The following is a 13,809-nucleotide window of genomic DNA, read 5'->3' on the forward strand; positions in this document are numbered from 1 at the left end:
CCCGTCGTCGGGTCTTCAGGCCGCCGCCGGCCGCGGCCCGGCCGGCGCCTGCTGCGCGCCGTCGCCCGCCGCCTTGCGCGAGGTGTCGAACAGGCGGAGGAGCTCCATCGGGATGGGGAAGGCGATCGTGGAGTTCCGCTCCGCCCCCAGCTCCAGGAGCGTGCCGAGCAGCCGCAGCTGCAACGCCGCGGGGTGCTCCTCGAGCACCACCGCCGCATCGCCGAGGTTCGTCGCGGCCTCCTTCTCGCCCATGGCGTGGATGACCTTGGCGCGCCGCACGCGCTCGGCCTCGGCCTGGGCGGCCATCGCCCGGCGCATCGTCTCGGGCAGGACGACGTCCTTGATCTCCACGATGGTCACCTTCACCCCCCACGGGTCCGTCACCGAGTCGATGACCTGCTGGAGCTGGAGGTTGATCTGGTCGCGCTTGGAGAGCAGGTCGTCGAGCACGGTCTGCCCCAGGATGCTGCGCAGGGTGGTCTGGGCGACCTGCTGGGTGCCGAAGCGGTAGTCGTCGATCGAGAGCACCGAGCGGACCGGCTCGATGACGTTGAAGTAGGCGACGGCGTTGACCCGGACGGTGACGTTGTCGCGGGTGATGATGTCCTGCGCCGGGACGTCGTAGGTCTGCGTGCGCAGGTTGACGCGGGTGAGCCGGTCGACGATCGGGATGATGACGATGAGGCCCGGGCCCTTGAGCGGCTGGATGCGGCCAAGCCGCAGGATGACCCCGCGCTCGTACTCCGGCAGCACGTGGATGGCCGCCGAGAGCACGAGGGCGACGACCACGAGAGCCACCGCGATCCCGACGAGCGTGGCAATGCTCATGACTGGTCCTTCCGTGAGGCGGGCTGTGGCCCGCCGCTGTCGCCGGCGGGGGCCGCCGGCACGATGAGGAGCACGAGTCCGTCCAGCCCGACGACGTCAGCGGTCGTGCCGGGGTGCAGCGGCGGCCCGGTGCTACGCACCGACCACCAGGCGCCCTCGACGAACGCCCGCCCGGTCACGCCGTCCGCGCCGTCGACCTGCGTCACGGTCACGGTCTGGCCGCTCAGGAGGTCCGCGCCCGTCGTCGTCGGGCGCTGCCGGCGCGAGCGCACGGCGAGGCGGCCCACCACGACGGCGGCGGCGCACAGCACCACGGCGAGGGGGACCGCCGCGGACAGGTCCACCGCGACCCCCTGGGCCCGGTCGAACAGGAACACCGCGGCGAGGACGAGCGCCAGCGCCCCGCCGAGGGCGAAGGCGCCGGTGCCGGGGGCGAACAGCTCGGCGACGAACAGGCCCGCGGCGACGGCGAGGAGGAGCAGGCCGACGGCGGTCACCGGCAGCGCCGAGATGCTGTACAGGGCGAGCAGCACCGCCGCGGCGCCGGTGGCGCCCGCGAGCCCCACCCCCGGCGTGGCCAGCTCGACGAGGACGGCGATGAGCCCGCCGACCAGGAGCAGGAACGCCAGGTCGGGGTTGGCGAGGGCCTGCAGCAGCCGCTCGGTGGCGCTGAGCTCCTGGCGCTCGACGATCGCGCCGGCGGTGTGCACGGTGACCTGCTGGCCGCCGGCGACGGTGACCACGCGCCCGTCGGCGGCGGCGAGGGCGTCGGCCAGCGTGGGGGCCACGGCGTCCGCCACGCCCAGGCGCAGGGCCTCCTCGGCGCTGATCGAGCGGCCCGCGCGCACCGCGTCGCCGGCGAAGCCGACGTCCCGGCCCCGCAGGCGGGCGAGGGCCTCGGCCTGCGCGGCGGCGTCGTTGACGATCTTGCGCGAGAGGTCCTGGCCCGCCGCGGTGATGGGGGTGGCGGCTCCGATGTTCGTGCCCGGGGCCATGACGACCACGTGCGCGGCCAGGGCGATGATCGCGCCGGCCGAGGCGGCGCGGGCGCCGGGAGGGCTGACGTAGACGATGACCGGGACCGGGCTGGCGAGGACGTCCTGGACGATGTCCCGCATGGCGCTGGCCAGGCCGCCGGGGGTGTCGAGCTCGACGACGTAGGCGGCGTCGCCGGCCTGGCGGGCGCGGTCGAGGCCCTCGGCCAGGTGGTTGGCGATGACCGGCGTGATCTCCGCGGCGACCCGGGTGACGAGCACCGTGGGGGTGCCGGGTGGCGCGGCGGGACCGGCGGCGGGGCGCGCGGCCGCGCCGGCGACGGCGGCCGCGCCCGGCGCGAGGGTCAGGAGCGCAAGGAGTCCCACGAGCGCGGCCACCAGCCGGCTCATGAGCACGAGGCGGGCGCGCATCTTCGCTCACGGTCCTTCGGCGCCATGGTAGGCACGCCGTCCACGCGGGGGCAGGGGCGGGCGGCCGGCTCAGGGGGTCAGCCCACCGGCCGGCTCGGCCGGGCCGCCACAACCGCGCCGCATCACCCGGCTCAGCCGCGGCGCATCACCCGCCTCGGCCGCGCCGCATCACCCGGCTCAGCGGACGAAGTGCGGGCCGGCGGCGGGGTCGTCCCGGAAAGCCAGCGCCCGGCCCAGCCGCTCCCGGGAGGAGTCGGTGAGGTCCGCGGGCAGCTGGTCGAGCGGGAACCAGCCGACAGCGAGGGACTCGTCGTCGGCCACGTGCGCGTCCCCGCCCACCGGCTCGCACCAGAACGTCAGGTCGAGGTACTGGGAGCGGTCGCCGTTGGGGTAGCGGACCTCCTGGCCCGCGCCGACGGAGGTCAGCGCGAGCACGCGGACGACGACGCCGGTCTCCTCGGCCACCTCGCGCGCCAGGCCCACGGCGGGCTGCTCGCCGGGCTCGAGGATCCCGGAGGGCAGCGCCCACCGGCCGTTGTCGGCGCGCTGACCGAGCAGCACCCGGTCGCCGTCCAGGACGGCGCCGGTGACGCCGGGCAGCCAGAGCAGGTCCGTGCCGATGCGGGCGCGCAGGTCGGTGATGAAGGCGGGAACGGGCATAGCGGGAGGCTACGCGGCTCAGACGAGGCCGGTCGTCCCGAGCAGGCTGCCGAGGAGGAACGTGGCGGCGAGCGCCAGCGCGCCCCCGACCACGACCCGCGTGGCGGCCCGGGCCCGGGAGCCACCGCCGATCCAGGCGGCGACCGTGCCCGTCAGCGCCAGGGCGGCGAGGGTGGCCAGGAAGGTCACCGGCACGCGCGCCGGCTCCGGCGGCAGGAGGATCGCCAGCATCGGCAGCACGGCGCCGGCGAGGAAGGAGACCGCCGAGGCGAGGGCGGCGTGCCAGGGGCTGACGACGTCGTCGAGGTCGATGTTGTGCCGGGCGCGCAAGAGGGCGCCGAGGGGGTCCCGGGCAGTGAGGTCGGTGGCGACCTGGCGGGCGGTGGCGGGGGAGATGCCGCGCGCCTCGTAGCTGCGGGCGAGGCGGTCGCGGGCGCCGTCGGGATCGGCGGTCAGGGCGGTGCGCTCGGCCTCGACGAGGCTGCGCTCGCTGTCGCGCTGGCTGGAGACGGAGACGTACTCGCCCAGGGCCATCGACACCGCCCCGCCGACGACGGCGGCCAGGCCGGCGGTGACGATGGGGCCGGTCTGGGTGGTCGCCCCGGCGACGCCGACCACCACCGCGGCGGTGGAGACGATGCCGTCGTTGGCGCCGAGGACGCCGGCGCGCAGCCAGTTCAGCCGCTGGGCCAGGCCGCCGGTGCGCTCGGCCGTCTGCTCGGTGCGGGGGACGGTGTCGGTCATGGTGGCAGCGAATCACCGGGGCGCGGCGTTCCGCAACGAAGGTGAGGATTGCCTACCCGCCGCCGGCCGCCCGCCGTGCGGCGCGGCACACGTGCCGTCCCAGGGGCGACGGGGACGGCCCCCGCACCCGCAGAGGCGGGCCGGGGGCCGTCGGGGAGCCGACCGGGCGTCGCGGTCAGCGGCCGATCGTCGTGCCGGTCAGTGACCGATCTTCTTGCCGTCGGCGCGCCAGGCCACGGCGACCGAAGGCCGCGGGACCGAGGTGCCGCCGTCGGGCCAGTGCGAGGTCGGGTTCTCGAAGGTGGAGCCGTCGCCCTCGCCGGGGTGCTGGACGCAGACCAGCACGCGGTCGTCGTCGATCCAGGGCCCGCAGGTCTCGGCGTGGACCGGGACGGTGAGGAACTGCTTGACCTGGCCGCGGAACTCCCCGTCGACCGCGACGGCGAACAGGCCGTCGTTGCTGCCCAGGGCGTTGCCGTCGGTGCTGATCCAGAGGTTGCCGCGCTTGTCGAAGGCGACGTTGTCCGGGCAGGAGATCGGGGAGACCTGGGACTTGTCGAACCCGGCGAAGTACGTGCTGGGGTCGTTCGGGTCGCCGGCGAGGAGGAAGACCCGCCAGGCGAAGGCGCTGGCGCCGGCGTCGTTCCGGGCCTCGGCGACCTCCAGGACGTGGCCGTGCTTGTTGTTCACGCGCGGGTTGGCCTCGTCCACCTCGCCGGGGAGCAGGCGCTTCGTGTTGTTCGTCAGCGCGACGTAGACCACGCCGGTGACCGGGTTGGGCTCGACGTCCTCGGGGCGGTCCATCTTGGTGGCGCCGACGGCGTCGCCCGCCTGGCGGGTGAAGAGCAGCACCTCGACCCCGCTCATGCCGGGCACGTGGCTGATGGCCTCGGACCCGTGGGAGGTGACCAGCGGGATCCACTCGCCGGCGCCGTCGAAGGCGCCGTCGGAGGGCAGGGTGCCGTCGCCGGTGATCTCGGCGGCGGGGGAGTTGCCGGTGAACTTCGCGACGTAGAGCGTGCCGTTGTCGAGCAGGTCCCGGTTGTCGCCCTTGCCGACCTTGTCGGTGGAGACGAACTTGTAGAAGTAGTCGAAGCGCTCGTCGTCGCCCATGTACACGGCCAGGCGCCCGTCGGCGGTGACCCGGGTGGTGGCGGCCTCGTGCTTGAAGCGGCCCAGCGCGGTGCGCTTCTTGGGGGTGGAGGTGGGGTCGTAGGGGTCGACCTCGACGATCCACCCGAAGCGGTTGGCCTCGTTGGGGGCCTTGAGCAGGTCGAAGCGGTCGTCGAAGCGCTCCCACTTGCGCTCGCTGGCGCCGCCGGTCATGCCGTAGCGGCGCAGGCGCTCCTTGACGACCGGGTCGGTGACCGAGGCGGCGTTGGCGAAGTACTGGTTGAAGTTCTCCTCGGCGGTCAGCCAGGTGTCCCACGGGGTGAGGCCGCCCGAGCAGTTGTTCAAGGTGCCGAGCACGGTGCGCCCGGTGGGGTCCGCCGCGGTCTTGACGAGGTCGGTGCCGGCCACCGGACCGGTGAGCTCGAACGCGCTGTGGGTGTCGAAGCGGCGGTTGAGGCGGTGGTCCACCATCGGGTCCAGGGCGCCGGAGCGCTTGCCGCGCTGGCCGGAGGTGACGGCGACGACGCTCAGGCCGTGGGCGGCCCAGGCCACCTCGACCTGCTCGCGGGTGGGGTTCTCGGCGTCGTACCCGGCGAACATGAGGATCTCGTCGGTGTACTCGTGGTTGGCCACGAGCAGGAACTCGTGCTGGCCCTTGAGCGGCAGCAGCCCCAGGTAGTCGCAGTTGTACCCGAACTGGCGCTGCTGGGCCGCGGCGGTGAGGTGGGCCGGGTCGAAGTCCGGGGCGTCGGAGAAGAGCTTGTCGCCCCAGCGGATCACGACGTCCTGGAGGTAGCCGGCGGGGGTGGTGAGCTTGTCGTCGGTGTTCGGGGCGACGGGCTCGAAGTTCAGGCCCGGGGCCGCCCCGGACTTGCCGGCCTGGCCCTTGCCGGGGGCAGCGAGGGCGGGCTGCTGGCCGAGCACGGTGGTCGCGGCGCCGGCGGCGGCCACGACGGCGCCGGCCTTGAGGGCGGTGCGGCGCGAGAAGGCGCGGGCGGCGACGTCGCCGAAGTACTCCCCGGCCGAGGTGTTGGGCACGTCGTGGAAGCAGGCGTCGCCGCAGCGGAAGCGGCACGTCAGCGCCGAACGGGAGCCGCCGTGGCGGCCGGTGAGGAGGGGAAGCAGGCGTCGGGGCGCGGTCTCGGTCATCAGGACTCCTTGAGGTGGGGTACCCGCCTGACGTTAAGGAGCGAGGTCGTCCGTTGAAGGAACGCGAGATGAACGGTGCGCGACGAGGACGTGACCGCTGCCCGGACCCGTCGGGGAGCGCGGCGCCGGAACCGTGCGCCCGCGCCGGGCGCGCGGTGCCTCCCGCGCGGGGCCGGCCACGCGGCGCCCGCCGGTGGCCCGTGGTTCACCTGCCGTTCCCCACGGGCGCCTACCGTCCGCGCGTGACCGTGCTGCTTCCCCCGGCGGGCCTCCACCCGCTCACCCTCCACCTCGGCCCGGTGCCCAGCGATGTCCAGGCGGCCGTGAGCGCTCTGCGCGGACCGGACGGGCGCCTGCCGGAGCGGGCCGCGCACGCGGCGCTGTACGCCCAGGTGGAAGCCGACGGCGGCCTCGTCGGGTTCTGCCTCGCGGAGGAGCGCAACGCCGAGCCGGGGTCCTCCTGGGCGTACCACGACGCCGCCGGGCCTGAGCTCGGCGCGCTCGTCGTCGCCCCGCGTTGGCGCGGCCGCGGCCTGGGCGCGGCGCTCGTCGGATCGGTCGCCCGGGCCGTCGCCGCCTCGGGGCGGACCGCGTGCGCGGTCACCGCCCCGGGGAGCCCCGCCGTCGCGGTCAACCGGCGGTTGGGCGCGGTGGTGGCCGGGACGTTCCGGCGCGGGGGCGAGGAGCTGTGGCTCTGGGACTTCGCGGGCGCGGGACGGGTGCCGGGCGGGGCTACGGCCGCCGCACCGCGTGGAGCTCGGGGCTGAGCTCGGCGCAGAACCGCCCGCGCGCGAGGGCCAGCTCGAGCGCCGCGTCGCGCAACCCGGTGCTCTCCTCGACGACCGGCCCCGGTACGCCGGCCGCCAGCGCCTGCACCAGCGCGACGTTGCGGGCGCACAGGCGCTCCAGGGTGACCACCGGCTCGGTCTCGAGCGCGGCCTGAGCCGCGCGCAGCGAGACGAGCGCGTCGGTGTGGGCGGGGGAGAGCGAGAGCACGGGACCTCTGTTCGTGGGGCGTCGCCTCGACGCTAGGGCCGCACAACCTCCGCTGGCGAGCGTCGCGCCACCACCGGTGCACCAGTTGCGCGCCGGTGCGGCGCCGTGGGCGCAAGCAGAAGGGCCGTCGTCCTGCGTGTCCGCAGGGCGACGGCCCTTCCTCCGGTCGGGGTGGCGGGATTTGAACCCACGACCTCTTCGTCCCGAACGAAGCGCGCTACCAAGCTGCGCCACACCCCGGAGGAACTCGTCCAGGATAGCCGAGGCGTGGGCCGTCCGTGAAACCCGGCGGCCCGGATGAGACGGATGCCACGTCGGCGGCCCGCGGTCAGGTGGTGCGCGGCACCAGCGTGAGCAGCGTGGCCTCGGGCCGACACGCGAACCGCACCGGGGTGTAGGGGCTCGTGCCCAGCCCCGCCGAGACGTGTAGCCAGAGCGACTCCTCGCCGCCGGGGGTGCCGGGGCGGGCGCCGGGCCAGCCGTGGAGGCCGCTGGCGCGGGACCGGTCGAGGTCGCAGTTGGTCACCAGGGCCCCGGCGAAGGGCAGGCACAGCTGGCCGCCGTGGGTGTGCCCCGCCAGGACCAGCTCGCAGCCGTCGGCCCGCATGGCGTCGAGCACTCGCAGGTACGGGGCGTGCGCGACGCCGACGTGGAGCCCGGTTGGCCCGGCCCCCGCCGTGGCCGGCACCGGGAACCGGTCGCGGTCGAGGTGCGGGTCGTCCACGCCGACCAGGCTGATCGACGTGCCCGCGACGTCGACGGCGTCGCGCCGGTTGGTCAGGTCCTTCCACCCGGCCCGGGTGAACGCCTCGACCATCTCGTCCGCGGGCAGCTCGACCGGCTCCGGGGGCAGCGCGGTGCGGGCGTCCCGCAGCAGGTAGCGGGCGGGGTTCTTGGGCCGCGGCGCGAAGTAGTCGTTCGAGCCGAGCACGAACGCGCCCGGGCGCTCGAGCAGCGGGGCGTACGCCTCGAGCAGGCCGGGCAGGGCCCGCGGGTGGGCGATGTTGTCCCCGGTGGTGACCACCAGGTCCGGCTCGAGACGCTCCAGCTCGCGCACCCAGGCGACCTTGTCGCGCTGGCGGGGGAGCAGGTGCAGGTCCGAGAGGTGCAGCACCCGCAGCGGGGCGGCGCCGGCGGGCAGCACCGGCACCTCGTGGCGCCGGAGGGTGTACATCCGGGCCTCGGCGAGCGCCCAGCCGAGGGCGCCGAGACCGGCGAGCGTGAGGGCGCCGAGGCCCCGGGCGGCGGGGTGGGTCGTCATGTCAGAAGCCCGGGGGCGCGGGGAAGGTCGGGAACGGGTTGGACGGGAAGGCGTCCGGGAAGAGCGCCTTCGGGGAGGGCACGGTCGCCGGCGCCGTCCCGGCACCCCCTCCGCCGCCCCCGCCGCGGCTGGTGTTGCCACCGGAGCTGGCGTTGCCGTGGCCACCGGAGCTGGCGTTGCCCTTGCCGTGGCCACCGGCGTTGCCGGTGCCGTTCCCGCGGCCGTTGGCGGCCCCGTTGCCCCCGGAGGCGGTGGGCGCCGTCGCCGGCCCGGCGCTGGGCACGATCGTGACCGCGCTGCCCGGCGCCGCCTGGGCACCGGCCGCGGGCGAGGTGCTCGCCACGTTGCCGGCCGGCCACTGCGAGGCGACCGGGCTGCCCACGGTGACCTGGAACCCGCTCTGCGTCAGGACCGCCTGGGCCTCGGCGACCGGCCGGCCGGTCACGTCGGGGACCGCCGTCTGCTGCGCGCCGGCCTGCGCCGGCGCCACGCCGAACGGCTGGGCGGGGACGCCGTCGAGCGCGCGGGTCATGTACCGCTGCCAGGTCTGGGCCGGGTAGGACCCGCCGAAGACCCACTTGTTGAACGTGCCGTTGATGGTCGTGTTCATCATCGACACGTCGCCCGAGGCGTGGCCCATCCAGATCCCGGCGGCCAGCTGGGGGGTGTAGCCGACGAACCAGGCGTGGCTGTCGTCGTTCGCCGTTCCCGTCTTGCCCGCCGCGGGCCGGCCGGGGAGGACCGCCTTGCGCCCGGTCGAGAAGGGCTGGTCGGAGACGACCTGCTGCAGGGCCTGGTTGACCCCGTTCACGATGTCGGGCTCGAGGACCTTCTTGCAGTCCGTCTTGGGCACCGGGATCTCGGTGCCCGAGCGGTCGGTGACCTCGGTGACGGCGATCGGGGTGCAGTAGGTGCCGCCGGCGGCGAGGGTCGCGAAGGCGTTGGCCATGCCCAGCGGCGTGACGGTGTTCGTGCCGAGCACCGCGGAGGGGTTCGGCACGAGCGGGGAGCCGTCCCCGCGGGTGAGGCCCATGGCCGCGGCGTTGCCGACGATGTTGCACATGTCCAGCTGGTTGGCCATCTTGATGTAGCTGAGGTTGATGGACAGCCGGGTGGCCTCGAGCACCGACATCGTCGGCGAGGTCGGGACGCCCTCGACGTTGGTCGCGTTGTCGTAGTTGTCCCGCAGCTTGGGGTTGCAGGAGATGGTCCAGGTGTTGCGCGGGAAGTTCCGCTGCGTCGTGCTGACCATGTCGTTGAGCGAGCGCCCCGTCTTCAGCCACTCGATGAGGGTGAAGACCTTGAACGTCGAGCCGGACTGGAAGCCGAGCCCGCCGCCGTGGGACAGGCCGACGTTGAGGTTGACCGCGGTGGCGTGCGGGTCCTCCGGCGTGGCCGCGGTGCCCCAGTTCGTCGTCTGCGCCATCGCGACGATCTTGCCGGTGCCCGGCTCGACCGAGCTCATGGCCATGGTGACCCCGGAGGGGTCGTTGACCGGGACGGAGCTGGTGATCTCGTCGTGGGCGGCCTGCTGCTTCTTGGGGTCGAGCGTGGTCTTGATGACCAGGCCCCCGCGGTAGAGCATGCGGGTGCGGTCGGCGCGGTCCTTGCCCCAGCCCTCGTTGTTGAGGAGGTCGTTGACGACGTACTCGCAGAAGTAGGCCGCGTTGCCCGCCGAACCGCACCCGTTGGGCGCGTTCTTGACGTGAAGCATGTCGGCGATCGGGACCGCCACGGCCTCGTCGTGCTCGGCCTGGGTGATGTAGCCCTGGTCGAGCATGAGGCCGAGGACGACGTCGCGGCGCTCCTGGGCCTTCTCCGGGTTGCGCACCGGGTCCCACTTCGCCGGCGACTGCGTGATGCCGGCCAGCAGCGCGGACTCGCCGGGGCCCAGCTCGGCCGCGGGCTTGGAGAAGTAGTGCTGGGAGGCGGACTCCACGCCGTAGACGGAGGGGCCGAACTGGGCGATGTTGAGGTAGCCCTCGAGGATCTTGTCCTTGCTCACCTTCTGCTCGAGGCCGATGGCGAGGCGCGCCTCGCGCAGCTTGCGCCCGACCGAGGTCTCCGTCGCCTGGGCGATGGCCTCCTTGTCGCCGGAGACCCGGCCGGCCTCGATGAGCACGTTCTTGACGTACTGCTGGGTCAGCGTCGAGGCCCCCTCGAGCTGGCCGCCGGCGAGGTTGTTGGCGAAGGCCCGGAGCATGCCCTCGGGGTCGATGCCGCGGTGCTGGTAGAAGCGGCGGTCCTCGACGGCGACGACGGCGTGCTGCATCGGCTGGGAGACCTTGTCCAGGCCGACGACGATGCGGTTCTCGGCGAAGAACGTCGCGATCGGGCTGCCGTCGGCGGCGAGGATGACGCTCTGCTCGGAGGGTTCCGGGATGGCCAGCTCGCTGGGGAGGTCGTCGAAGAGCTGCGTCGAGGCGGTGGTCACCGCGCCGACGGCGCCCGCGGCCGGCATGACGATCCCGGCCGCCACGACGCCGCCGAGCCCGGAGACGAGCACGAACGTCAGCAGCATGATCAGCAGCTGCTGCGGCTTGACGGCGCGGCCGGACGGCGACGGGGCTGGCGACATGGGTTCAGGGTACGTGGCGGCGTCCGTCGTGGCCGGGTCGAGCGGGGGTCGTCCGGACGTTGCCCCGAGCATGATCCGGCGCGCTGTCCGCCGATTCCCGGACCCCCGGGCGAGGGTGCACGAAGGAGCCCCGCACCGCGGGCCAATAGCACGACTGCCCCCAGCTCTGACGGCACAACACTCCGAATTTCGCTAGAGCCCTTCCGTGATCCACCTCACACGCTATAGCGTCACCCGTAGACGAAAACTGTCCGACGACCACCGGACGGGAGAGACTCCACGGCCGACCACCGAAGGGGCCTCGTTGTCGACGGGACGCACAGGAGGAAGCATGTGGGACAACGAGGACCAGACGTGGGCGGCCGACGCGGCCTGCGCGGGCACCGAGCCCGACGCGCTGTTCGTGCGCGGCGCGGCGCAGCGCATCGCGCGCGAGCTGTGCTTCAGCTGCAAGGTCCGGATGGAGTGCCTCGCGGACGCCCTGAACTCGCAGACGAGCTTCGGGGTGTGGGGCGGGCTGACTGAGCGGGAGCGGCGAGCGCTGCTGCGGCGCTACCCCGAGGTGACCGACTGGTCGAGCTGGCTGGGCCGCGAGGACGACGAGCTCATCGCCGAACTGCGCTCCCAGCGGGCCCCGCGCATCCTCGCGCGCATCCGCACGTCGGCCTGAGGGTGCGCGCGCCCGGTCGAGACGGGGCGACGGCGGTCGCGGCCGGGCGCCGGTGCGGGCCGCGGCGGCGCCCCTAGGATGACGCCATGACGACATGGGAGTACGCCACGATTCCGCTGCTGACGCACAACACCAAGGCGATCCTGGACCAGTGGGGCGAGGACGGCTGGGAGCTCGTCCAGGTCGTGCCCGGCCCGACCGGCTCCGCCAACCTGGTCGCCTACCTCAAGCGGCCCAAGGGCGAGCGGTGAGCGCCGCGACCCGGCTCGCCGAGCTCGGCCTGGCCCTGCCGGCGGTGCCCGCCCCGGCCGGGGCGTACGTGCCGGCACTGCGTCAGGGCGGGCTGGTCTACACCTCCGGGCAGCTGCCCTTCGTCGACGGCGCGCTGCCGATGACCGGGAAGGTCGGCGGCGCCGTGGACGCCGAGCAGGCCAAGGAGGCGGCCCGCACGTGCGCCCTCAATGCCATCGCCGCGGCCGCCGAGGCCGCCGGCGGCCTGGACAACATCGTCCAGGTGGTGAAGGTGACGGGGTTCGTCGCCTCCGAGCCGTCCTTCACCGGGCAGCCGGGCGTCATCAACGGCGCCTCGGAGCTGCTCGGGGAGGTCTTCGGCGACGCGGGCCGGCACGCCCGCTCCGCCGTCGGCGTCGCCGCGCTGCCGCTCGACTCCCCGGTCGAGGTGGAGATCGTCGTGGCCGTGCGCTGACCGGCCGGGCACGGCTGACCGGCTCGAACGGCTGACCGGCCCTCGAACGAACGACGACGGCGCCCCGCGGGGGGCGCCGTCGTCGTCTCTGGGGCTGTCCGGGCGGTCAGCGGGCTCGGCGCCGCAGCCGGTCGAGGTCGATCAGCAGCACCGCGCGGCCCTCCAGGCGGATCCAGCCGCGGGAGACGAACTCGGCCAGGGACTTGTTGACCGTCTCGCGGGAGGCGCCGACGAGCTGGGCGAGCTCCTCCTGGGTGAGGTCGTGCGGGACGTGGACGCCCTCGTCGGTGGTCTCGCCGAACCGGTCGGCCAGGTCCAGCAGCGCCTTGGCCACCCGGCCGGGAACGTCGGAGAAGACCAGGTCCGCCAGCGACTCGTTGGTCCGGCGCAGCCGCTGGGCCAGGGCCTTGAGCATGTGCTTGGCCAGGGACGGGCGGGTCTCGAGGAACTCCATGAGGTCGGAGTGGTTCAGCTCGAGCAGCCGGGTGGGGGCCACCGCCGTCGCCGTCGTCGAGCGCGGGCCCGGGTCGAAGAGGGTCAGCTCGCCGAGCAGCTCGCCGGGCCCCAGGACGGCGAGGAGGTTCTCGCGGCCGTCGGGGGCGGTGTGGCCGAGCTTCACCTTGCCGTCGGTGACGATGTAGAGCCGGTCGCCCGGGTCGCCCTCGTTGAAGAGGGTCTCGCCCCGACGCAACGACGTCTCGCTCATGAGCCCGCGCAGCTCCGTCTGGTCCTGCTCGTCCAGCGCGTCGAAGAGCGGCACGGTGCCGATTACGTTTTGTTCCACGGTGCGTCCCATCGTCCGGGGCCAAACTCACGATCGCACGCGGGCCAGCGGCCCTCGTGCCCGCGCCCATCCTGCCACCCCCGGTGTGATCAGGCACAGGACAGGTGTCGGCCGGGTCGCGCTCTAGGCTTGCCCCATGACTCCCGCCCGTCGCCCCGGCGCGGCCCGGCCGCGGTCCCTGAAGGCCGCGCGCGAGCAGGCCGCGGCGGTCAACGAGCTGCTCGCCCAGGCGTGGCCGGACGCCCACATCGAGCTGGACTTCTCCACGCCGCTGGAGCTGCTGGTGGCGACCGTGCTCTCGGCCCAGACCACCGACGTCCGCGTCAACCAGGTGACGCCCGGGCTGTTCGCGGCCTACCCCGACGCCGCCGCCTACGCCGGCGCCCGCCGGGAGGACCTCGAGGAGATCCTCCGCCCCTTGGGCTTCTACCGGTCCAAGGCGGCGGCCCTGCAGGGCATCGGCGCGGCCCTCGTCGAGCGCTTCGGCGGCGAGGTGCCGGCGAGCCTCGACGAGCTCGTCACCCTGCCGGGGGTTGGCCGCAAGACGGCGAACGTCGTCCTGGGCAACGCGTTCGGCACCCCGGGGATCACCGTCGACACCCACGTCGGGCGCCTGGCGCGCCGGCTGGGCTGGACCGACCAGAAGGACCCGGTCAAGGTCGAGGCGCGCATCGCCGAGCTGCTCCCGCCGGAGGAGTGGACGATGGCGTGCCACCGGCTGATCTTCCACGGCCGGCGCGTGTGCCATTCCCGCCGCCCGGCGTGCGGGGCGTGCGTGGTCGCCGAGCTGTGCCCGTCCTACGGCGAGGGCGAGACCGACCCCGAGCGCGCCCGGGCCCTGGTCACCGGCTGAGCGGCGGCCGCACCCGCCGACCGCTCCGCGGCGCGGCCGACCGGCGGCCCGTCGCGGCGGC

The 13,809-nt window shown here is 74.4% G+C and carries 14 protein-coding genes and 1 tRNA gene; 5 read left to right on the forward strand and 10 right to left on the reverse strand.

Translation table 11 applies throughout. The features are described from left to right. Positions 1 to 15: 15 nt before the first annotated feature. From GD880_RS15805 to GD880_RS15825, 5 genes are all read right to left on the reverse strand, one after another. Positions 16 to 828, reverse strand: coding sequence for a slipin family protein (locus tag GD880_RS15805; protein ID WP_152232575.1), 813 nt, complete (start codon positions 826 to 828; stop codon positions 16 to 18). Next, the gene (locus tag GD880_RS15810) at positions 825 to 2,234 is read right to left on the reverse strand and encodes an NfeD family protein (RefSeq protein WP_226909721.1); all 1,410 of its coding nucleotides are present in this window, start codon (positions 2,232 to 2,234) and stop codon (positions 825 to 827) included. The genes GD880_RS15805 and GD880_RS15810 overlap by 4 nt, the downstream gene beginning before the upstream one ends. 177 nt (positions 2,235 to 2,411) lie before the next feature. Further along, positions 2,412 to 2,894, reverse strand: coding sequence for an NUDIX hydrolase (locus GD880_RS15815; protein WP_152232576.1), 483 nt, complete (start codon positions 2,892 to 2,894; stop codon positions 2,412 to 2,414). Between the two features lie 18 nt (positions 2,895 to 2,912). Next, entirely contained in the window at positions 2,913 to 3,638 is a 726-nt protein-coding gene (locus GD880_RS15820) for a VIT1/CCC1 transporter family protein (RefSeq protein WP_152232577.1), read from the reverse strand. Positions 3,639 to 3,836: 198 nt separating this feature from the next. Continuing rightward, positions 3,837 to 5,900, reverse strand: a complete 2,064-nt coding sequence (locus tag GD880_RS15825; protein ID WP_152232578.1) for a PhoX family protein — start codon at positions 5,898 to 5,900, stop codon at positions 3,837 to 3,839. Positions 5,901 to 6,142: 242 nt separating this feature from the next. On the opposite strand from GD880_RS15825, the gene GD880_RS15830 reads away from it, so the two are divergent. Next, the gene (locus GD880_RS15830; protein WP_193314560.1) at positions 6,143 to 6,667 is read left to right on the forward strand and encodes a GNAT family N-acetyltransferase; all 525 of its coding nucleotides are present in this window, start codon (positions 6,143 to 6,145) and stop codon (positions 6,665 to 6,667) included. Here GD880_RS15830 and GD880_RS15835 read toward each other — a convergent pair. The 4 genes from GD880_RS15835 to GD880_RS15850 form a co-directional block, all read right to left on the reverse strand. Next, positions 6,633 to 6,896, reverse strand: coding sequence for a hypothetical protein (locus GD880_RS15835; protein WP_152232580.1), 264 nt, complete (start codon positions 6,894 to 6,896; stop codon positions 6,633 to 6,635). The genes GD880_RS15830 and GD880_RS15835 overlap by 35 nt on opposite strands. Positions 6,897 to 7,062: 166 nt before the next feature. Next, positions 7,063 to 7,136 (reverse strand) — tRNA-Pro (locus tag GD880_RS15840). 88 nt (positions 7,137 to 7,224) lie between these two features. After that, positions 7,225 to 8,157 carry a metallophosphoesterase gene (locus GD880_RS15845; RefSeq protein WP_152232581.1) on the reverse strand — a complete coding sequence of 311 codons (933 nt, stop codon included), beginning with the start codon at positions 8,155 to 8,157 and terminating at the stop codon, positions 7,225 to 7,227. Position 8,158: 1 nt separating this feature from the next. Continuing rightward, positions 8,159 to 10,735 carry a transglycosylase domain-containing protein gene (locus tag GD880_RS15850; RefSeq protein ID WP_193314561.1) on the reverse strand — a complete coding sequence of 859 codons (2,577 nt, stop codon included), beginning with the start codon at positions 10,733 to 10,735 and terminating at the stop codon, positions 8,159 to 8,161. Between the two features lie 331 nt (positions 10,736 to 11,066). Here GD880_RS15850 and GD880_RS15855 point away from each other — a divergent pair, with 331 nt between their 5' ends. From GD880_RS15855 to GD880_RS15860, 3 genes are all read left to right on the forward strand, one after another. Further along, positions 11,067 to 11,405 (forward strand): WhiB family transcriptional regulator, encoded by a 339-nt coding sequence (locus GD880_RS15855; protein WP_152232583.1) that lies wholly within the window; start codon positions 11,067 to 11,069, stop codon positions 11,403 to 11,405. Positions 11,406 to 11,491: 86 nt separating this feature from the next. Further along, positions 11,492 to 11,656 (forward strand): DUF4177 domain-containing protein, encoded by a 165-nt coding sequence (locus GD880_RS20865; RefSeq protein WP_226909722.1) that lies wholly within the window; start codon positions 11,492 to 11,494, stop codon positions 11,654 to 11,656. Beyond that, complete coding sequence (locus tag GD880_RS15860) at positions 11,653 to 12,111, forward strand: RidA family protein (RefSeq protein ID WP_226909723.1); 459 nt, start codon at positions 11,653 to 11,655, stop codon at positions 12,109 to 12,111. Before GD880_RS20865 ends, GD880_RS15860 begins: the two co-directional genes overlap by 4 nt. Positions 12,112 to 12,217: 106 nt before the next feature. On the opposite strand, the gene GD880_RS15865 is transcribed toward GD880_RS15860, so the two are convergent. Beyond that, positions 12,218 to 12,907, reverse strand: coding sequence for a Crp/Fnr family transcriptional regulator (locus GD880_RS15865; protein ID WP_152232585.1), 690 nt, complete (start codon positions 12,905 to 12,907; stop codon positions 12,218 to 12,220). A gap of 124 nt (positions 12,908 to 13,031) precedes the next feature. Between GD880_RS15865 and nth the strand changes: the two genes are divergently transcribed. Next, positions 13,032 to 13,748 carry an endonuclease III gene (gene nth, locus GD880_RS15870; protein ID WP_152232586.1) on the forward strand — a complete coding sequence of 239 codons (717 nt, stop codon included), beginning with the start codon at positions 13,032 to 13,034 and terminating at the stop codon, positions 13,746 to 13,748. The last annotated feature ends 61 nt before the right edge of the window (positions 13,749 to 13,809 follow it).

The sequence above is a fragment of the Georgenia ruanii genome, assembly GCF_009193175.1.
Lineage (GTDB): Bacteria > Actinomycetota > Actinomycetes > Actinomycetales > Actinomycetaceae > Georgenia > Georgenia ruanii.

Excerpts from the sequence above, each read along its gene's own strand:
- GD880_RS15805 (WP_152232575.1), bottom strand. The coding sequence starts at position 828 with ATGAGCATTGCCACGCTCGTCGGGATCGCGGTGGCTCTCGTGGTCGTC.
- GD880_RS15810 (WP_226909721.1), bottom strand. The coding sequence starts at position 2,234 with ATGCGCGCCCGCCTCGTGCTCATGAGCCGGCTGGTGGCCGCGCTCGTG.
- GD880_RS15815 (WP_152232576.1), bottom strand. The coding sequence starts at position 2,894 with ATGCCCGTTCCCGCCTTCATCACCGACCTGCGCGCCCGCATCGGCACG.
- GD880_RS15820 (WP_152232577.1), bottom strand. The coding sequence starts at position 3,638 with ATGACCGACACCGTCCCCCGCACCGAGCAGACGGCCGAGCGCACCGGC.
- GD880_RS15825 (WP_152232578.1), bottom strand. The coding sequence starts at position 5,900 with ATGACCGAGACCGCGCCCCGACGCCTGCTTCCCCTCCTCACCGGCCGC.
- GD880_RS15845 (WP_152232581.1), bottom strand. The coding sequence starts at position 8,157 with ATGACGACCCACCCCGCCGCCCGGGGCCTCGGCGCCCTCACGCTCGCC.
- GD880_RS15850 (WP_193314561.1), bottom strand. The coding sequence starts at position 10,735 with ATGTCGCCAGCCCCGTCGCCGTCCGGCCGCGCCGTCAAGCCGCAGCAG.
- GD880_RS15855 (WP_152232583.1), top strand. The coding sequence starts at position 11,067 with ATGTGGGACAACGAGGACCAGACGTGGGCGGCCGACGCGGCCTGCGCG.
- GD880_RS20865 (WP_226909722.1), top strand. The coding sequence starts at position 11,492 with ATGACGACATGGGAGTACGCCACGATTCCGCTGCTGACGCACAACACC.
- GD880_RS15865 (WP_152232585.1), bottom strand. The coding sequence starts at position 12,907 with ATGGGACGCACCGTGGAACAAAACGTAATCGGCACCGTGCCGCTCTTC.
- nth (WP_152232586.1), top strand. The coding sequence starts at position 13,032 with ATGACTCCCGCCCGTCGCCCCGGCGCGGCCCGGCCGCGGTCCCTGAAG.